Raw genomic sequence first — 18,993 nt, 5'->3', positions numbered from 1 at the left:
TCGCTAGGGAGACTAGCACCGGGTGCCGGGTATGCCTCTGTGGGGTAGTCCGCAGTATGGATGCTGCGGCCTAGGCTCCATGGACGGATTTACGCCGACCCCACAGAGGCATACCCGTTATCCGGTGCGGGCCAACGCCTTTGAGGTGAGCTGAACGCCGAAACTTGAGTAACGAAGTTCACACGATGAGGTGAAAAGTAGAGCAAGGTCAGGCCAGCAAGACGGATTGTCAGGCTGGCAACAAGGGATGCCTGGCCCTCAGGATCGTCATAGAAGACATTAACCGAGTAAAAAGAGGATAGTAACGATGACTATTTCAATCGCAAAGAAACTCACCGCTGCCATTGCACTGACGGGCACCGCGGGCCTGGCCATGGCCAATACCTGTGAAGAAGTCCGTTTTGCCGACGTTGGTTGGACCGACATCACCGCGACGACGGCGCTGACCTCCGTTGTACTGGAAAGCATTGGTTATGAAACTGACAGTCAGTTGCTGTCGGTGCCCGTGACCTACCGTTCACTTGAAAACGGTGATATCGATGTATTTCTGGGTAACTGGATGCCGACCATGGAAGCGGATATCGCACCCTACCGCGATGCCGGCACCATCGATATTCTGGGTACCAATCTGGAAGGCGCCAAGTATACCCTGGCCGTGCCTCAGCATGTGTATGACGCGGGTGTTCGATCGTTCGCGGATATCGCCGAGTACGCCGATGAATTCGATAACCAGATTTATGGCATCGAACCGGGCAACGATGGTAACCGTCTGATCCAGAACATGATTGACCAGAATGCGTTCGGGTTGGGTGACTTTGAAGTGGTTGAATCCAGCGAATCGGGCATGTTGTCCCAGGTAGGCCGTGCAGATCGCCGTGACAACTGGATTGTTTTCCTGGGCTGGGAACCACACCCGATGAACGCCAATTTTGATCTTGCTTACCTCGACGGTGGCGACGACTATTTCGGCCCCAATTACGGTGGTGCCACCGTGCATACCAACGTTCGTAAAGGTTATGCCGAAGAATGCGCCAATGTTGGTCGCTTGTTAAAGAACCAGACGTTTACGCTGGCCATGGAAAACGAAGTGATGGCGTTGATTCTTGACGAAGGCATGCGCCCCAACGATGCCGCTACTCAATGGCTTGCCGCCAACAGTGATGTGCTCGACGTCTGGCTCGATGGCGTAACCACACTGGACGGTGACGCCGCGACACCGGTTGCCAAAGCCTCACTGCAATAAACGCCTGCCCGATGACTGAGCGGCCTTCCGGGGCCGCTCCCTTCAACGAGACTGAGACTGACTATGGAAGCTTATAAACTGCCTCTGGGTAGAACCATGGAGCGCTTTGTCGATTGGCTGGTCGATTCCGGTGCCTGGTTTTTTGACAGCCTGGCGATAGCTCTGGAATGGTTGATAGACGGCGCAACCGACAACCTGCTTTTACTACCGCCCTGGCTGTTCATTGCGATCACTGGCGTCTTTGCCCAGTGGTTGCGCCGCAGCACCGGGCTGACGGTTTTTACCCTTTTTTCCTTTCTGTTGATCTGGAATCTGGGGTACTGGGAAGCAACGATAGAAACGCTGGTCATGGTTGTGTGCGCGACCAGCCTGTGCGTACTGATCGGGGTGCCGATTGGCATCGCGGCGGCACACAGACCGTTGCTCTATACCCTGTTGCGCCCGGTGCTGGATTTGATGCAAACGGTGCCGACCTTTGTTTACTTGATTCCGACGCTGACGCTGTTTGGTCTGGGTGTAGTACCCGGGTTAATTGCGACCATTGTATTTTCCATTGCGGCGCCGATTCGTCTGACCTATCTCGGTATCTTCCAGGTGCCCAAAGAGTTGGTTGAAGCCGGAAAATCCTTTGGGTGTTCCAACCGGCAATTATTGTGGCGAATTGAATTGCCAGCGGCGGCCTCTAGCATAGCGGCGGGCATTACTCAGTGCATTATGCTGTCGTTATCGATGGTGGTGATCTCTGCGCTGGTCGGTGCCAATGGCCTGGGTCGTCCGGTTGTGCGGGCACTGAATACGGTAGACATTGCCAGTGGCTTTGAAGCGGGTCTGGCTATCGTGTTGCTGGCCATTGTGCTGGACCGCCTGCTGAAACAAAAACACGAGGTGAGCTGATGATAGAATTTAAAAACGTCGACCTGGTGTTTGGCAAAAACCCGGAACGGGCTTTGCCGCTACTCGATCAGGGTTACGACCGCGACCGGTTGCAGAGTGAGACTGGGTTGGTGTTAGGGGTTAGCCAGGCAAACCTTAAGGTGAACAAAGGTGAAATTTGCGTGCTGATGGGCCTGTCCGGTTCGGGCAAATCCAGCTTGCTGCGCTGTGTTAACGGGCTTAATCCGGTGACCCGGGGTGAGGTGTTGATCGAACACAAGGGTGAAGTATTGAATTTTTTTGATGCCGATGCCACCACCCAGCGCGAAATCCGCATGAAGCGCATTTCCATGGTGTTTCAGAAATTTGCGTTGATGCCCTGGTTGACGGTCGCCGAAAACATTGGCTTTGCACTCGATGTGCAAGGGCTTTCAAAAGCCGACATCGCCCACCGAGTTAATGCGCAACTGGAGCTGGTTGGGCTGACTGAATGGCGCGATCATAAACCCAGCGCGTTGTCTGGCGGCATGCAGCAGCGGGTGGGCTTGGCCCGGGCGCTGGCGACTGAATCCGATATTTTGTTGATGGACGAACCCTTTTCCGCACTGGACCCTCTGATTCGTCAGCAATTGCAGGAAGAATTATTACAACTGCAAGCGCGCCTGCAAAAAACCATTGTATTTGTCAGCCACGATCTTGATGAAGCACTGAAGCTCGGGAATACCATTGCCATCATGAAAGACGGCTGTATCGTGCAGCAGGGAAACCCGCAGGACATTGTGCTGCACCCGGCGACTCAGTATGTCGAAGATTTTGTGGCACACACCAACCCATTGCATGTTTTGCTGTGTGGGGATATTGCCGATCCAATAGCGGGGCTTCCCAGCAAAGACGGCCGCTATTGTATCGATACAAAACAGGATTGCTGGTTAAATGCCGGAACCAGAGAAGCGATGTGCGAGGATCAGCCGATGCCGGTGCAACGTTGGCAGGAAGGCGAACCCATGAATGCGCTGAACAATACGCCGACGATAGTTAGCGCCAACACAAGCTTCCACGATGCTCTGGAAATTCGCCATCGCACGGGCTATACCGTCCTGGTCGAATGTGATGATCATTCGTTGAAAGTGATTGGCGATGACCAGCTGTATCGCGGGTTACTGGGCGACTTGGCCTGAGACATAGCGTTTTATCAAGCTGCATTAAGGCACAACGGTAGCAAACCCCGTACACTGTCCGCTCGATGATTGTGGAGGGTGAACATGCGGGGGTTGTTGCTCGCCATCAGTGCTTACGGTATCTGGGGCTGCTTTCCTTTATTTTTCAGTTTGCTGGCGAACGTGTCGGCCTTTGAAGTGCTGGCGCATCGTATTGTCTGGGCCTATTTTTTTACCGGGCTGGTCATTCTGGGTATGGGTCGGCGTAAACAACTGGCTGCTCTTATTGCCAACCGTCGTGCCCTGGCCTGGTTGTCGTTATCCGCCGCGCTGATTACGATAAATTGGCTGGTGTTCATCTGGGCGGTATCGGCCGGTCGCGTACTGGAATCGAGCCTGGGTTATTTTCTGACGCCGCTGGTAAGTTTGTTTCTGGGGCGGTTGCTGTTGAAAGAATCGATGAATCGCTGGCAGGTCGTTGCTGGCCTGATCGCAGCGGTTGCGGTTTTATTCGAGCTGATTGCCATAGGTCGGTTGCCCTGGGTCTCACTGGTACTCGCGGGCAGTTTTGGTTTGTATGGCCTGGTACGCAAGATGCAGCCCGTCGATAGCCTGAACGGCTTGCAAGTTGAAACCATGGTGGTTTTACCTCTAGCGTTGCTGTATCTGGTCTGGCTATGGTCAGCTGGCCAAATGATCTTCGCGCAAACCGTGAGTGATACGGTTTTACTGATAGCGGCAGGTGCCGTCACGGCGGTACCGCTGTTGCTGTTTGCGGCCGCAGCCCGGCGCCTGGATCTGATCGTGGTTGGGTTCATCATGTACCTGAACCCGACGCTGCAATTTCTCTCCGCGGTCTTCATTCTCGATGAAGCCTACCCACCGCAACGACTGCTTACCTTTGTATTGATTTGGATTGCCATGGGCTTTTTCCTGGCAGGCCTGTGGCAGGCGCACCGCCGGTCCCGGCGAGCGATGGCCTGAGCAAACCCCAGTCAGCGGTTGCTTTCAGTTGCCGGGAAGCCGGGGTTCGTTCATGCGTGGAAAACCAGTCCTCTGGTTTGCGTACAAGGTATTGGCGGGTCAAGGTTTGGACCTTATTATTTAGTGCGCAAATTAATTGTTCGCAATTAACGCTTCTTACCTGTAAGCATTGGCACGAGGCTCCGACGAACATAATGCAAGCAAAGGAACAGACCATGAAGACCTTTTTTATCATTCTGGCCGTACTGATCGTGCTGGCTTTTGTCATGATTTATGTGCAGAACAGCCGTGCGCCGACTCTGGGCCACAGCCAGGGGCGGTTAAAACCGCTGTCGAGCAAACCGAACGCCGTCTCGACCCAGGCCGAAGATGTCGCTAAACGGGTTGCGCCATGGCCTTTTAAAGCCGATCAGGAGAAGACGATGGCGGCCATTCTTGCTACGGTTAAAGGGTATGGCGGCGCAGAAGTGATCAGCCAGGAGGCCGATTACCTCTATGTGGTGTTCACCACCGAACAGATGAAGTTTCATGATGATGCGGAGTTCTATCTGGATGCCGATGCCCGTGAAGTGCATTTCCGCTCCGCCAGCCGGGCGGGTTATTCGGATCGGGGGCTCAACCGCCAGCGTCATGAACGACTGACCGCTCTGTATAAAGAAGCTCAGGGCTGAATCACTTAAGGATGTCTATGAAACCCTATGATCTGATTGTAGTTGGCAGCGGCGCGGGCGGTCTGACGGCCGCGTTTACGGCACTGGGCTTTGGCAAGCGTGTATTGATTGTTGAAAAAGACCGGCCCGGTGGCGAGTGCACCTGGTCTGGCTGTGTGCCGAGCAAGGCACTGATCAACCAGGCTAAAGAGGTCCACATTGCGCGGAAGTTTGCTGACATATCGGTCGATACCGGTGCCATTCTTGAGCGAGTGCGTGCCGTCAGCGAGCATGTCTACGAGGAAGAGACGCCTGAGGTTCTGCAAAAAGCCGGGGCCGATTACGTGAATGGATTTGCCCGTTTTATTAGCCCGACCCGAATCGAGGTCGGTGAAAAAACCTATGAGGGTAAAAAGTTTGTTCTGGCGACCGGCAGTTCACCTTTTGTACCGCCGATTCCGGGGCTGGATCAGGTCGATTACCTGACCAACGAGAACCTCTTCCAGCAAGAGACCTTGCCCGCCTCGGTTATCGTGCTGGGAGGTGGGCCCATCGGTATGGAGCTGGCTCAGGCGATGAACCGGCTGGGGGTGCAAGTGACTCTGGTTGAAATGATGCCGGAGATCCTGTCACGTGAAGAACCGGAGTTTTCGGCGCTGATCCGTCAGTGTCTGAGTGCTGAAGGGGTAAGGTTCGAGCTGGGTACCAAGGCGGTTGGTGTTGAGAAAATGGCCACCGGGGTACGCCTGAACACCGAGAAAGACTCTGAGGCGGGTTCGTTGGAAGCCGGTAACGTGTTGGTCGCCATCGGCCGGGCACCCAATGTTAAGGACATGGGGCTGGAAGATATCGGTGTAGATGTCGATAAAGGTGTGCGTGTTAATCAGCATCTGCAAACCAGTGTCAAAAGCATATATGCCTGCGGCGACGTTGCTGGCCCCTATTTGCTCAGTCATATGGCTAATTTTCAAGGCAAGATAGCGGCCATGAACGCGATTTTACCGATCAACCGCTCGGTGGATTACAGTCATGTCGCCTGGGCGACCTTTACCGATCCGGAGTTTGCGCGCGCCGGTATGACCGAGCATGAAGCCCGGGAGCTGTATGGCGACGGTATTCGGGTGTATCGGTACGATTTCGCCAAGCTGGACCGGGCCAAGACCAAGGCCGGTGATATCGGGCTGATCAAGCTGATCACCAGCAGCCGGGGCAAGGTGCTTGGGGCTCATATCATCGGTGAACGGGCCGGTGAAATGATCGCCGAGGTACAGGTAATGAAAACTCTGAATCTAAATTTTGGCAAATTGCAGAAAGTGATCCATCCTTACCCTACTTATGCAGACAGCTTGCGTCAGCTAAGTCAGCAGGTGCTATTGGATAACATTTTTAAACATCCTGTGGTGAGCTTTCTGCGTAGCTTAGGTCAGAGTAAGAAACAGACTTCAGAGTAAGGGAGTTGGGGCGGTACTCGGGGTGTTCCCGTTAGTTGGCCCTTCTCTGACTGCTCGCAGCCCGCGTTTCCTTCCCCTTTTCGCGGGCTTCTTTTTGTCTGCTGTATTTACCTCTAAACCCCAACCTTCCAGAGTCATGGCTCCTGAATGGCGTTTAGCAGGCCGGTACTGGCTGCGCGCTGGCGAATCCACTGCCGTACCATCTGAATACCCGCTTCCTGACGGCGACTGGTCTTGAAGGCAAAGTAGAATCGGTCGCCGGTGATCAGGGTGTGGCAGGGTAGCCGGATCAGGTCCGGGTCTTCACTGGCGTTGTACATGTAATCGTTGGTCAGGGCCAGGCCCTGGTGATGGCGGGCGGCCTCGAGTGCCAACAGCATGTGACTGAAGTGTTGAAACCGGGTGGTCGGGTGCAGATTCAAACCGCTCTCGGCCAGCCAGCGTCGCCAGTCGTCCTTCTGCTCACCAAAAATAGAAAAGGTCGACAGCAGGGGGCAGCGCATCAGCAACCCAGGGTCGATGGAAACCGGCTCTGGTGTTTCTATTAACCCTTCCTGATAGAGGTCGCTGCACAGTTGCTGCCAATAGGCGCGACTGCAAATTGGAAACAGTCGCTCGGTATAGAGCAGGTCGGTGGTGAAGCCACGATGATCGTTATGCAGGGTGATAAAACAGTCGGCAACCCGGTCTGATAACTGCGGCGACTCGTTCATCATCTCCAGTTGTAAATCCAGTTCAGGGTGTTGCCGCTGCAAATAGGGCAGGTTGGGGATCAGCCAGCGCACGGCGAACGAACTGAATAGGGCCATACGCAATTGGGTGTCGGGTTTACCTTGCAGTTGCTCACTGGCTCGTTCGATTTGCAGCAGGGCATTGGTAACCCCGTCCAGATAGTGTCGGCCTGGCTCTGTTAGAGCGAGGTAGCGCCCCTGGCGAGTAAACAGGTCTTCTCCAAGGTAGCTTTCCAGCAACCGGATCTGATGGCTGACCGCGCTTTGGCTAACGGCTAATTCATCGGCGGCCCGGCTGAAACTGTTGAGACGCGCAACGGCTTCGAACACGGGCAGGGCTTTTAAGGGTGGCAGCTTCATGGGAACCTTCTAGCTTCTTTTAGTATCTAAAATACTAATACCATAAAGAAAATATCATTTTTCTCAATAGTTATGCCTGCGTAGACTGGCGGTATGAATTAAACGAGGGTGCCCGGTCTGAACCGGCAGCCCGTTTTTAGCGTACGAACTAACTAAGCGGGAGCGCATCGATATGCCGGGCAGAACCATCAACAGTGCAATCTGGTTGCTGGTGATCGGCAATGCGTTGGCGCTGGTGTCCGATGCGCTGATTAAATGGCAGGGGGCCGAGGTCCCGATATTTCAGTTTGTTTTTGTTCGTACGCTCTGCGCCATGGCCATTCTGCTGCCGCTGATGTCGATGATTGATCGTCAACGGCTCTTTGCCGGCTGGCGCATGCATCTGGTGCGTGCCCACATCAGCTTGATGGGCATCTCCTGCATGGTTGTCGCGTTGAGTACCTTACCGCTAGCCACTGCCAATGCGCTGTTCTACGCTGCACCTATTTTGGTGATGGTTATCGCGGTGGTGTTTTTTCACGAAAAGCTGACCCCGTTGAGTCTCTTCGCTGTTATCAGCGGGTTTGTCGGCATCATGGTTATCTTGCGTCCGGTAGCGTTCAGTTGGAGTAGCCTCAGCGCGATTGGGGTGGCGTGTTCTCTGGCGATCAATATTGTATTGATTCGCAAATTACCGGGTGGTCAGTCGATGGTGCATACGCTGCAACTGACTCACCTGCTAATGCTACCGGCCGCCTTTTTATTAATGATGTGGGAGAACGAGCCGTTTGACTGGACGATTCTGTTCACCGCCTTTGGATCCGCGTTTTTCATCCTGTGCTACAACTTTACGGTACTGATGGCGTATCGCTGGGTCGCCGCCAATGAAGTCACCAGTGCGGAATACACAGGCTTGTTGTGGGCGTTACTGGGCGGCTGGATATTCTTCGACGAGGCACCCGATATCTGGTTCATCATCGGGTCGAGCATGATTGTGGTGCCACTGATTCTGATTGGGCTGAAAGAACGCAAGCGGGCCAAGTTGCCCGTGCGTCAGGGCAGTGTGACGCCCTGACGCCTGTTTAGGCAATCTCACTCGCTACAGAGCAAAAATTCCAGCAACGCTTTCTGCGCATGCAGACGGTTACCGGCTTGCTCCCAGACTACAGAGCGAGGGTCATCCAGCATATCCATGCTGACTTCCTCGCCGCGGTGTGCGGGCAGGCAATGCATAAAGATGGCGTCTTTATGGGCCTTGTCCATCAGCGCGGGTGACACCTGCAGGGATTCAAATACCCGGCTGCGGTCGTCGGCTTCTTCTTCCTGGCCCATGCTGGCCCAGACATCGGTGGTGACCAAGTGTGAATTTTCCACCGCTTCCACCGGATCGCGCATAATGGTTACCCGGTCACCGGCTTTGGCCAGCAGCTCAGCCATAGGTTCAAAACCCTCAGGGCAGGCGATGTTCAGTTTGAAATCGTAGAGCATGGCAGCGTTGATGTAGGAGTTGCACATATTGTTGCCATCGCCGATCCAGGTGACAGTTTTACCCTGAATTGAACCGCGCGCTTCCTGGAATGCCTGCATATCGGCCAGCAATTGGCACGGATGGTAATCATCGGTCAGGGCATTGATGACCGGAACCGTTGAATACTCGGCAAAGGTTTTAATTTTCTCATGCTCGAAGGTACGGATCATCACTGCATCGACCATTTGCGACAGCACCCGGGCGCTGTCTTCAATCGGTTCACCCCGCCCAAGCTGGGTATCCCGCGGCGACAGAAAGATGGCGCCACCGCCCAGTTGCATCATGCCCGCCTCGAACGAGACGCGGGTCCGCGTCGACGACTTCTCGAAAATCATGCCCAACACCCGGTTTTTCAGCGGTTCAAAAACTTCGCCGCGCTTGAACAGGCCTTTCAATTCGATCGAGCGCTGAATCAGGAACCGCAATTCATCCGGGGTGAGATCATTCAGGGTCAAAAAGTGCCTGATGGACATGGGTGACTCCATTCTGGGGTTAGTGGCCCCGCACACCGGCGGGAAAACAGACAAGTTTACTGAAGCAGCCGTTGCAGAGCAATTACATGCGGTCTGCGATCTTTGCAGTGATGTTTTGCACTTAGTAGGAGTTAGAATTGGTAATGCAGCAAGTGACGGGTGCCGGGTTGGCCTGTCCGGGGAAGTCCGCAGCATGGATGCTGCGGTCTAGGCCCCATGGATGGGTTCACGCCGACCCCGTACAGGCCAACCCGGTACCCGCCACGGACTCCTGACGAAAAGGCCAAACCGACCTAAAGTCAATTCAGGCTAACAGTATAGGAACTCCGCAATTGAAAACGGCCATTAAACCCTAACTAACAGGGCAAGCAGTTATTGCCACTGTCATCCCCTGTCGATTCAACAGGATTGGCGTACAATAGCGACATCTGAAGCAACCTGTGGGATGAAACCATGACCGACACCCTGGCGAACATCAAAGAGCAAATCGAATCCAACCCGGTATTGCTGTATATGAAAGGCAACCCGAACCAGCCCATGTGTGGCTTCTCTGCGCAGACGGTGCAGGCGGTGATGAGCTGCGGCAAGAAGTTTGCATATGTTGACGTCTTGTCCAACCCGGACATTCGTGCCGAATTGCCGAAATACGCAAATTGGCCGACCTTCCCGCAACTCTGGGTCAACGGCGAACTAGTCGGTGGCTGCGACATCATTACCGATATGCATCAGAAGGGTGAACTTAAAACCCTGATCGATGAAGTCGTCCCTGACGAAGAAGCCTGATCGGGCTTAACTGAACCGTCTGCGGGTGACCAGCCTGGTTGCCCGCTGATTTGGCCCGTTTCAGTGCCCGTGACGGGTTGCAATCAGCCAACAAGACACCTGCCATGACTCAGCCACCCAAAGACCTGACCGATAACCAACTGCTGCGTTACAGCCGGCATATTCTGTTGCCGCAGGTGGATATTGTGGGGCAGCAACGCATAACTAATAGCCGCGTGCTGGTGCTCGGGGCTGGCGGATTGGGCAGCCCGATTTTGCTCTACCTGGCCGCGGCCGGTGTCGGTGAACTCCTGATTGCAGACGGTGACCGGGTAGATGAAACCAATCTGCAGCGTCAGATTGTGCATCGCACCGAATCTGTGGGCGCAAAGAAGACTTCTAGCGCCCGGGCCACGCTGGCTGAATTGAACCCCGATGTGCACGTCACCGAGATCGACAACGATCTCGATGAAGCCAGCATACTCGCCTGGGCACGGGGCTGTGATGCCGTTGTCATTGGTACCGACAACTTCAGCAGCCGTTATGCGGCGAACCGGGCCTGCATGGCCCTGGGCATACCGCTGATTTCGGGGGCGGCCATTGGCTTGTCGGGGCAGCTCAGCGTGTTTGATTTCCGGCGCGATGACAGCCCGTGCTACAGCTGCCTGTTTCCCGACGGGCAGGACGACGATGTCACTTGCGCCACGGCCGGGGTGCTGGGGCCTGTTGTGGGTATTGTTGGTTCAGTTCAGGCGGTTGAAACCCTTAAAATACTGGCGGGTTTTGGCGAACCGCTGGTGGGAACGCTGCTGATGCTGGATGCTACCGATCTCAGCTGGCAACGGTTCCAATTCAACCGTCAGCCCGATTGCCCGGTTTGCCAACAGCGTTAGTCCGTGACAGTACAGTAGTGCAAGCATCGCAATATCTTACTATTCTACGAGGTATTACCGGGTTAGATGAGGTTTCCTTCCGCCACCGAACCGCGCGACTGCACGCGAGTTGACCGGGTGGCTTCCCCGACCTGACGGGTCGGCGGTATTGAACCGTTAGACGATCGTTTCAGCGTTACAGGAGCACCATGATGGACACCCTCTTTCACAATGACACCGGTTTGAGCCATCAGTTCATCGTGGCCATGCCCGATATGAGCGACCCCTGGTTTACCGGCACCGTTTCCTACCTGTTTCAGCATGACGATGAAGGCTGTATGGGCCTGGTGATTAACCGCCTGACGTCGATGACGCTGGGTGAAGTCTTTGAATCGCTCGACATCGAGTGCGATATTGATGATCTGCTCGACCGGCCGGTCTATTCCGGCGGGCCGGTGATGCCTGAGCACGGCTTTATCATTCACCGTTCCAATGAAGGCCCCTGGAGCAGCACCGTTAACAACGGGCATCTGAGTATCACCACCAGCCCGGACATCCTGGAAGCCATTGCGCGCGGGGCCGGGCCAGAGGACTACCTGGTCTGTCTGGGTTGTTCCGGTTGGTCGCCCGGTCAGTTGGAAGTCGAACTTAAGGGCAACGCCTGGCTGACCGTGCCGGGCGATCTGGCGCTGATTTTCGAAGAGGGACTGGAAACCCGTTACGATGCTGCCTTGCGCCGGCTCGGCGTCGATAAGACCTTTCTCAGCGACAGCGGTGGCCAGGCCTGAGGCCCGCCCACCTTGCTTTACAGCGGTTATTGAACTGCGTTCCGGGCCTACCTTGGCCCGGGACGCTCAAGCTGGTTCAATAAGGCAATAATTACTGCTTCCCGGAGTTCTCATGCCCACCGCTATTCCCTCCATGCCCGGCCTGACCCTGGCCAGTATCGGGCAAGGTTTCTGGCGTCTGTTGCCGTTGTCTATGTTTGTTGTGGTGTTTGGCCTGGCGTATGGGTTGGCAGCGGTGCAAACCGGGCTAACCCCGGTGCAGACCGTTTTTATGAGTTTCGCGGTCTTTGCCGGAACGGCTCAGTTTGCGGCTCTGGAGCTGTGGGGCGCGCAGGTACCCATCATCCCCTTATTGATCACGACCTTCGCCATTAACGCCCGACATTTGTTGATGGGTGCCAGTCTCTACCCCTGGTTGAAACAGCTGCCCGCCACACAGCGGTACGGCTCCTTGCTGGTGTTGTCAGACGCCAACTGGGCGATGACCCTGAACGATTGCCAGCAGGGCAAGCCGAACCTCGGCATGCTGGTCGGCGGTGGCATGGCGCTCTGGGTAACCTGGATGGGGGGAACCTTGCTCGGCATGACCTTCGGTAATCTCATTGCCAACCCGGCCCGTTTTGGTCTGGATATGGTGATGGGCTGCTTTATGTTGTCGATGGTGTTGGGTGGTCGCAAGAGTCTGCGGATGTTGCTGGTCTGGCTTGTGGCAGCCGCCTCGGGTTGGCTTGCCTATCGGTATTTGCCCGAAAATACCCATGTGGTTGCCGGTGCCATTGGCGGCGGCCTGGTTGGTCTGTTTTGGCTGGAGCGCACACCTGAGAAAACAACAGAGGAGTCCGACGCATGATGGCCACCGATGGAATCAATGGACTGCTGGTCATTGTGCTGATGGGTGTCGTTACCCTGCTTACCCGGTTTGGCGGGGTGCTGGTGATGTCGGTGGTCCCCATCAACCGGCGGGTCGAGAGCTTTATTAACGCCATGTCCGGCTCAGTGCTGATCGCCATTCTGGTGCCTGTAGCCGTTGAAGGCGATGTGGCTGCCCGCATGGCCTTACTGGCGACAGCCGGAGTGATGCTGGCCCTGCGCCGGCCGATGCCGGCCATAGCGGCCGGCATCGCGGTAGCGGCCGGTTGGCGCTACCTGATGTGACGCCTTTGCTCTGGGAGTCCGACAGACTCCTACGCCAAGTGGGTGTTGAAGAACGCCAGGGTGCGCTCCCAGGCGAGCTCGGCCGCCGCTTCGTCATAACGAGCCGTCGAGTCGTTGTGAAAACCGTGATTGGTTTCGGGGTAGATGTGCGCGGTGTAGTCCACACCATTGGCTTTTAGCGTGGCCTCGTAGTCCGGCCAGGTGGCATTTACCCGGTTATCAAGGCCAGCGAATTGCAGCATCAGAGGTGCCTGAACCTGGTCGCGTATGTCTTCAGCAGCCGGCGTGCCGTAAAAGGGAACGCCGGCATTGAGCTGACCGGGCATCCTGGCGGCCAGCATATTGACCACGTAGCCGCCGTAACAAAAGCCGACCGCTCCCAGTTTTCCGGTCGACAATTCATGGTTTTTCAGAAACTCGGCCGCGGCCATGAAATCGGCTTCCATCTTGGCTGAATCCAGTGAGCTTTGCAGGCTGCGACCTTTATCGTCGTTGCCGGGGTAGCCACCAACCGGGTAGAGCGCATCCGGCGCGAAGGCAATGAAACCTGCCTTGGCCAGGCGCCGTGCCACGTCTTCAATGTAGGGGTTCAGCCCCCGGTTTTCGTGTATGACCAGCACCACCGGTGCCTGGCCGTCCAGATTGGTCGGAACCACCAGATAGCCCTGGCCTACGCCGTGCCCCTGGGGTGACGGGAAGGTGGTGTAGGTCGCTTTGATATCCGGGTCGTTAAAGGAGACCTGTTCGGCTTCGGCGTAGTTGGGCATCAGGGCCGCAGTCAGAGTGCCCAGCGCGACGCCGCCTGCCGACAAGCTCATCAGCCGGTTCATGAACGTTCGCCGGTCAATCCGGCCGTGAGCGTACTGGTCGTACCAGTCGAACGCGATCTGGGGAATGGCCTGGCTTCGGGCAGCTGTGTTGGCAACGGGCGTTGGGTTGGTTGTTTGAGTCATGCTGAATTCTCCCTGGAGTCATCAGAACGGTTGTCAGTTGGTGTTTGAAGTCAGGTCGGTCGATCAGCTACAGCAGTAATCGATTTTTGTACGATACTGGCGTCCCAACAGATGATAGCCACTCAAATAAAATCCGGTTGCTCCAGGGTGTGTAAACTTACGGTCAACGTGCACGGGATCGATGCGGGATTCCAGTCCGATTCCGCCGGATTCACCGCTTTTTTTGTTTAAGTCACGTTTCAGTCATCACGGACCGCTGGCACGATGTATTGGCTGACCAGACGGTGCAGCTGGTCGCGATAACCACTGCGACCGGAGGGCTCATTTTCCTGGGAGGTGATGGCGATGGTCAGTTCCAGCTCCGGGAGAACGTAAATCATCTGGCCGCCGTAACCCCAGCCGTAGTAGCCGTCGACACCGGAGAAGGTCCGCATAAACCAGCCATAGCCGTAGCCACCACCGTGAAACCTGGAACGGGTCCGCCGTTCCCAGCTGGCGTCTATCCAGTCTTGCGACAACAGTTGCTCACCGTCTTCGGTCTGACCATCGCGGCGATAGAGTTCACCCAGAGCCAGCAGTGATTCCGGCGTCATACCCACCTGATTGCCGCCCATGGGAATGCCCTGGGGGTCTCTTAACCAGCTGTCGACCCGCACGCCAGCAGGCTCTAGCCAGCGATTGGCCAGGCTGTGCGTGGACTCACCGGTTTCGCGCATCAGAATAGCCGATAGCAAGTGAGTACTGCCGGTTGAATACTGCATGTCGCCACCGGGCTCTTCAACGAAAGGGCGGGCGAGGGCGTTGCGGACCCAGTTGTCACTGACCACCCAGGCACCGTAGTTGCGCCCGGACGTTCGTTCCAGGCCGGCTTGCATCGACAATAGGTGGCCAATGGTAATGTCGTTGAGTCGTGGATCCGGGTTGTCTGGTAACTGGTTTTGCAGTAGCGGAGCAACGGGTTGATCGACACCTTCAAGGACGCCTTTGTCGATGGCCATACCGACCAGCGTCGCCACCAGTGTCTTTGAAGCCGACTTGATGTTGGTTGACGCAGTAAGGCTGGCTCCGTTGTAGGCCTCGGCCCAGATGATATTGCCCTGGTGGGCAATGTGGATGGTTTTCAGCGTCGACAGTGGCCCGGTATCGGCTTGTAGCCCGGCCCTGAGCGATTCCATATCAACTGCCGCAGCAGGGGATGGCAGGGCCACAGCGATGGTTGCTGTTATCAGGGTGAGGGCCGATGAAAAAGCCTTGGGCGAAGTCAAGTGCATGCTGAATTTCCGTAAAGTGTGACGTGTTAATACGGGCACCATTTTGAGTGACGTCACGGGCGACCGCACTTTGCTCTTCTGAAGCGGCTGAATCGCGTCACCACGTCAGCCTTGCAGTTTGCTCTTCAGAATGTCGTTTACCTGGACCGGGTTGGCCTGGCCTTTGGAGGCTTTCATCACCTGGCCGACAAAAAAACCGAACAGCTTGTCTTTGCCGCTGCGGTAAGCGGCTACCTGGCCCGGGTTGGCGGCGATAACCTCATCGATCATCGCTTCGATCGCGCCGGAGTCACTGACCTGTTTCAGGCCACGGGCTTCAATCACCTCATCTGCTGTGCCTTCGCCGCGGAACATGGCTTCGAACACAGTTTTGGCGATTTTGTTGGAGACGGTGTTGTCCTGGATGCGCTGTATCAGCAGACCCAGGTCAGCCGCGGAGACCGGGCTGTCAGCTATGTCCTGCTCATTCCGGTTAAGCTGAGCTGCCAATTCACCCATGCACCAGTTGGCGGCAAGCTTGGCGTCTTTGGTGACATCGACCACGGCTTCAAAGTAGTCGGCCATGGCTCTGCTTGCCGCGAGCACGGTGGCATCGTAGTCCGACAGACTGTATTGCGCCTTAAAACGCTGGATTTTGGCGTCCGGCAGCTCGGGCAGATGGTCGCGTACGTCCTGAATGTAGGCATCGTCGATCTCGATCGGCAGCAGGTCTGGTTCCGGGAAATAGCGATAGTCGTTGGCGAACTCTTTCGAGCGCATGCTGCGGGTTTCGTTTTTGTCCGCATCGTACAAGCGCGTTTCCTGAGTGATGGTATCGCCGTCTTCAATCACGTCGATATGGCGCTGAACTTCAACGTTGATCGCTTTTTCGACAAATTTGAACGAGTTGATGTTCTTGATTTCGGTACGGGTGCCGAATTCAGGCTGGCCTTTGGGTCGAACCGACACGTTGGCGTCACAGCGCAGGCTGCCTTCGGCCATGTTGCCATCGGAGATGCCGATGTAGGTGACGATGCTGTGGATCTTCTTCAGATAAGCCACGGCCTCCTTGGCCGAGCGCATATCCGGCTCGGAGACAATCTCCAGTAGCGGCGTGCCAGCCCGGTTCAGGTCGATGCCGGTCATGCCTTCGAAGTCTTCGTGCAGCGATTTGCCAGCGTCTTCCTCGAGGTGAGCGCGGGTGACACCAATGGTACGGGTGCTACCGTCATCGAGCACGATCTCGACCTCGCCCAGGCCAACGATGGGTTCGTCCATCTGAGTGATCTGGTAGCCCTTGGGCGAATCCGGGTAAAAGTAGTTTTTGCGGTCAAACACCGAGCGCTTGCCAATATGGGCATCGATCGCCAGACCAAAGGCGACGGCTTTGCGCAGGGCATTTTCGTTGAATACCGGTAGGGCACCCGGCATGGCCAGATCGACCAGGCTGGCCTGAGTGTTTGGTGCGGCGCCGTACTGGGTACTGGAGCCGGAAAATATTTTAGACCGGGTCGAAAGCTGAACGTGGATTTCCAGCCCGATTACGGTTTCCCATTCCATGTTTTTGGGTCCTCTGCTGGCAGTGGGCACTGGGGCCGGCTGCTTACTTGCGATTAAAGGAATCTTACCTGTCTGTTCGGGAGTGCAGCCACTGCGCTAGAGCACCGGTGCCTGCTGGTGCCAGTCGGTCACCTGCTGGTATTGGTGGCCGATGTTCAGCAAATGGCTTTCCTCGAAATAGTTACCGATCAACTGCAGGCCCATCGGCAAACCACCTACCTGGCCACAGGGCAGGGCCAGGGCGGGCAAGCCTGCCAGATTGGTCGACAGGGTATAGATGTCTTCCAGGTACATGGCCACCGGGTCGTTGCTTTTCTCGCCCAGGGTCCAGGCCGGCGAAGGCGTGGTGGGGGCGAGTATGACGTCGACCTCCTGAAAGCCCGTCTGGAAATCGTCGCGGATCAGGCGGCGCAGCTGCTGGGCTTTCTTGTAGTAGGCATCGTAGTAGCCCGCTGACAGTGCATAGGTGCCGACCAAAATCCGGCGCTGAACTTCCGCGCCGAAGCCCTCGGCCCGGCTGCGCTTGTACAGGTCTTCGAGGTCCACCGGGTCTTTGCAACGGTAGCCATAACGGACGCCATCGTAGCGCGACAGGTTGGTCGAGGCTTCGGCCGGAGCGATGATGTAGTAGGCCGGAATTGACAGTTCGGTGCGTGGCAGTGAGATGTCTTTTACTGTGGCCCCGAGTTTTTCCAGCTCGCTGACAGCGGCCATCACAGCCGCACGAATGCCTTCGTTCAGGCCATCGCCGAAATACTCTTTGGGCAAGCCGATGCGCAGCCCAGCCAGAGGCTCGTTTAGGCGAGCCTGATAGTCTTCTACTGGGCGGTCCATGCTGGTTGAGTCTTTTGGGTCGAAACCGGCTATGGCATTGAGCATTAGTGCGGCGTCTTCGGCGGTCTGGGTCATAGGGCCGCCGCAATCGAGGGAGGAGCCGTAGGCAATCATCCCCCAACGCGATACCCGGCCGTACGTCGGCTTCAGGCCAGTAATGCCGGTAAAGGCGGCTGGCTGGCGAATGGAGCCGCCGGTATCAGTGCCGGTGGCTGCGGCGGCCAGACGCGCCGCCACGGCGGTGGCAGAGCCGCCTGATGACCCACCCGGAACGGTATCCCGGTTCCAGGGGTTACGGGTAGGGCCGTAGTAACTGGATTCAGTGGAAGAGCCCATCGCAAATTCATCGAGATTGGTTTTACCCAGCATGACCGCACCAGCACCAGCCAGACGGGCTGTTACTGTAGATTCGTAGGGCGCGATGAAGTTATCGAGCATGCGCGAGCCGCAACTGGTGCGCACGCCCTGGGTGCAGAAAATGTCTTTATGCGCGATCGGCAATCCGGTCAGCGGGACCGCGTTTCCGGCGGCGCGGTGTTCATCGGCCGTGGCCGCCTGAGCCAGGGCAATATCGTCGGTGACGGTAATGTAGGCATTCAGGTCGGTGTTGTGCGACCGGATGCGCTTGAGGTAGGCCTGCGTCAGTTCAACGCTGCTGAAGTCGCCCTGGGCCAGACCGGCGGCAAGCTGTGTCAGTGTTTTATCTAGCATCTTGGGTCTGGCTCACTCTATGACTTTGGGGACAAGGTACAAACCATCGGTCGTACTCGGTGCAATCGCCTGATAGGCTTCTCGCTGATTGTGTTCGGTTACCTCATCGGGCCGCAGCCGCGCGGTCGCATCCAGCGGGTTGGATAGGGGTTCGACGCCCTGGGTATCGACTTTTTGCAGTTGGTCGGCCAGATCGAGAATGCTCGACAGGCTGGCTACTGTTTCGGGCATGGCGTCTTCGCTGACCTGCAATCGGGCCAGTTGGGCAACGTTTTCCACCTGGGAGCGGTCTAGGCTCATGGTTGTGGATCTCCTTGGGCTATAAAAGTGACCAGGACGCTCAGACCGACTTCACCGAAGCAAGCTTTACACGCTGCTTCAGTGCATTGGGCGGTTGGGCGACAATAGCTGGTTCAATTGGGACAGGCCTGGCTAACGGCGTGCTTCCTGAACCTGAATTGATGTTCGCTTCGATTCGAACGTGCGAATCTGCACCGGTGTTCAGTTCACATCCGGGTGTATTAATGCTTTAACTCTACCCAATAAATCATTGATGAGGCATAAGTTATCATATTTACAGCTTGCCCAAAATCCCTGCCATTGATACATTGCCGGGCTATGTCATGGCTTTAATAGTGTGGATTTATTGGGTTGTCATCAGGAAATCCTGTAGCCGGTT

Annotated in this window: 19 protein-coding genes; 12 read left to right on the top strand and 7 right to left on the bottom strand. The window is 56.1% G+C overall.

Features of this window, described 5'->3' with window-relative positions:
- Positions 1-373 precede the first annotated feature (373 nt).
- The 6 genes from WEB54_RS13635 (at position 374) to WEB54_RS13610 (ending at position 6,358) form a co-directional block, all read left to right on the top strand.
- On the top strand, positions 374-1,243 hold the full coding sequence (locus WEB54_RS13635; protein ID WP_368056264.1) for a choline ABC transporter substrate-binding protein: 870 nt from the start codon (positions 374-376) through the stop codon (positions 1,241-1,243).
- A 63-nt stretch (positions 1,244-1,306) separates the two neighbouring features.
- Positions 1,307-2,137 carry a choline ABC transporter permease subunit gene (choW, locus tag WEB54_RS13630; RefSeq protein WP_368055475.1) on the top strand — a complete coding sequence of 277 codons (831 nt, stop codon included), beginning with the start codon at positions 1,307-1,309 and terminating at the stop codon, positions 2,135-2,137.
- On the top strand, positions 2,137-3,294 hold the full coding sequence (gene choV, locus WEB54_RS13625; protein WP_368055473.1) for a choline ABC transporter ATP-binding protein: 1,158 nt from the start codon (positions 2,137-2,139) through the stop codon (positions 3,292-3,294). The genes choW and choV overlap by 1 nt, the downstream gene beginning before the upstream one ends.
- Positions 3,295-3,378: 84 nt before the next feature.
- The gene (gene rarD, locus WEB54_RS13620) at positions 3,379-4,257 is read left to right on the top strand and encodes an EamA family transporter RarD (RefSeq protein WP_368055472.1); all 879 of its coding nucleotides are present in this window, start codon (positions 3,379-3,381) and stop codon (positions 4,255-4,257) included.
- A gap of 215 nt (positions 4,258-4,472) precedes the next feature.
- Positions 4,473-4,928 carry a DUF1499 domain-containing protein gene (locus WEB54_RS13615; RefSeq protein ID WP_368055470.1) on the top strand — a complete coding sequence of 152 codons (456 nt, stop codon included), beginning with the start codon at positions 4,473-4,475 and terminating at the stop codon, positions 4,926-4,928.
- 17 nt (positions 4,929-4,945) lie between these two features.
- Positions 4,946-6,358, top strand: a complete 1,413-nt coding sequence (locus tag WEB54_RS13610) for an NAD(P)/FAD-dependent oxidoreductase (RefSeq protein ID WP_368055468.1) — start codon at positions 4,946-4,948, stop codon at positions 6,356-6,358.
- A gap of 134 nt (positions 6,359-6,492) precedes the next feature.
- Here WEB54_RS13610 and WEB54_RS13605 read toward each other — a convergent pair whose 3' ends face one another.
- The gene (locus WEB54_RS13605; RefSeq protein WP_368055466.1) at positions 6,493-7,449 is read right to left on the bottom strand and encodes a LysR family transcriptional regulator; all 957 of its coding nucleotides are present in this window, start codon (positions 7,447-7,449) and stop codon (positions 6,493-6,495) included.
- Between the two features lie 172 nt (positions 7,450-7,621).
- On the opposite strand from WEB54_RS13605, the gene WEB54_RS13600 reads away from it, so the two are divergent.
- Positions 7,622-8,503 carry a DMT family transporter gene (locus tag WEB54_RS13600; RefSeq protein ID WP_368055464.1) on the top strand — a complete coding sequence of 294 codons (882 nt, stop codon included), beginning with the start codon at positions 7,622-7,624 and terminating at the stop codon, positions 8,501-8,503.
- 17 nt (positions 8,504-8,520) lie between these two features.
- Here WEB54_RS13600 and argF read toward each other — a convergent pair whose 3' ends face one another.
- Positions 8,521-9,429, bottom strand: a complete 909-nt coding sequence (gene argF, locus WEB54_RS13595) for an ornithine carbamoyltransferase (protein WP_368055463.1) — start codon at positions 9,427-9,429, stop codon at positions 8,521-8,523.
- Positions 9,430-9,882: 453 nt separating this feature from the next.
- Here argF and grxD point away from each other — a divergent pair, with 453 nt between their 5' ends.
- The 5 genes from grxD to WEB54_RS13570 all read left to right on the top strand — a co-directional run bounded on the left by grxD (position 9,883) and on the right by WEB54_RS13570 (position 13,006).
- On the top strand, positions 9,883-10,212 hold the full coding sequence (gene grxD / locus WEB54_RS13590; protein WP_368055461.1) for a Grx4 family monothiol glutaredoxin: 330 nt from the start codon (positions 9,883-9,885) through the stop codon (positions 10,210-10,212).
- Positions 10,213-10,316: 104 nt separating this feature from the next.
- The gene (locus tag WEB54_RS13585) at positions 10,317-11,084 is read left to right on the top strand and encodes a ThiF family adenylyltransferase (RefSeq protein ID WP_368055459.1); all 768 of its coding nucleotides are present in this window, start codon (positions 10,317-10,319) and stop codon (positions 11,082-11,084) included.
- A gap of 188 nt (positions 11,085-11,272) precedes the next feature.
- The gene (locus tag WEB54_RS13580) at positions 11,273-11,851 is read left to right on the top strand and encodes a YqgE/AlgH family protein (protein WP_368055457.1); all 579 of its coding nucleotides are present in this window, start codon (positions 11,273-11,275) and stop codon (positions 11,849-11,851) included.
- Between the two features lie 112 nt (positions 11,852-11,963).
- Entirely contained in the window at positions 11,964-12,701 is a 738-nt protein-coding gene (locus tag WEB54_RS13575; protein WP_368055456.1) for an AzlC family ABC transporter permease, read from the top strand.
- Positions 12,698-13,006 (top strand): AzlD family protein, encoded by a 309-nt coding sequence (locus tag WEB54_RS13570; protein WP_368055454.1) that lies wholly within the window; start codon positions 12,698-12,700, stop codon positions 13,004-13,006. The genes WEB54_RS13575 and WEB54_RS13570 overlap by 4 nt, the downstream gene beginning before the upstream one ends.
- Positions 13,007-13,035: 29 nt before the next feature.
- Here the strand turns inward: WEB54_RS13570 and WEB54_RS13565 are convergent, their stop codons facing one another.
- The 5 genes from WEB54_RS13565 to gatC all read right to left on the bottom strand — a co-directional run bounded on the left by WEB54_RS13565 (position 13,036) and on the right by gatC (position 18,614).
- The gene (locus WEB54_RS13565; protein ID WP_368056256.1) at positions 13,036-13,959 is read right to left on the bottom strand and encodes a dienelactone hydrolase family protein; all 924 of its coding nucleotides are present in this window, start codon (positions 13,957-13,959) and stop codon (positions 13,036-13,038) included.
- Between the two features lie 239 nt (positions 13,960-14,198).
- A complete protein-coding gene (locus WEB54_RS13560) occupies positions 14,199-15,230 on the bottom strand; it encodes a serine hydrolase domain-containing protein (RefSeq protein WP_368056254.1) in 1,032 nt (343 codons plus the stop codon).
- A gap of 105 nt (positions 15,231-15,335) precedes the next feature.
- The gene (gene gatB, locus WEB54_RS13555) at positions 15,336-16,769 is read right to left on the bottom strand and encodes an Asp-tRNA(Asn)/Glu-tRNA(Gln) amidotransferase subunit GatB (RefSeq protein WP_368056252.1); all 1,434 of its coding nucleotides are present in this window, start codon (positions 16,767-16,769) and stop codon (positions 15,336-15,338) included.
- Positions 16,770-16,865: 96 nt separating this feature from the next.
- Positions 16,866-18,314 carry an Asp-tRNA(Asn)/Glu-tRNA(Gln) amidotransferase subunit GatA gene (gatA, locus tag WEB54_RS13550; protein ID WP_368056250.1) on the bottom strand — a complete coding sequence of 483 codons (1,449 nt, stop codon included), beginning with the start codon at positions 18,312-18,314 and terminating at the stop codon, positions 16,866-16,868.
- A 12-nt stretch (positions 18,315-18,326) separates the two neighbouring features.
- The gene (gatC, locus tag WEB54_RS13545; protein WP_368056248.1) at positions 18,327-18,614 is read right to left on the bottom strand and encodes an Asp-tRNA(Asn)/Glu-tRNA(Gln) amidotransferase subunit GatC; all 288 of its coding nucleotides are present in this window, start codon (positions 18,612-18,614) and stop codon (positions 18,327-18,329) included.
- Positions 18,615-18,993 lie beyond the last annotated feature (379 nt).

The organism is Saccharospirillum sp., assembly GCF_040881935.1.
Taxonomy (GTDB): Bacteria; Pseudomonadota; Gammaproteobacteria; order Pseudomonadales; family Natronospirillaceae; genus Saccharospirillum.
Note: the sequence above shows the minus strand (reverse complement) of the source record. Positions and strands in the feature narration are given on the sequence as shown.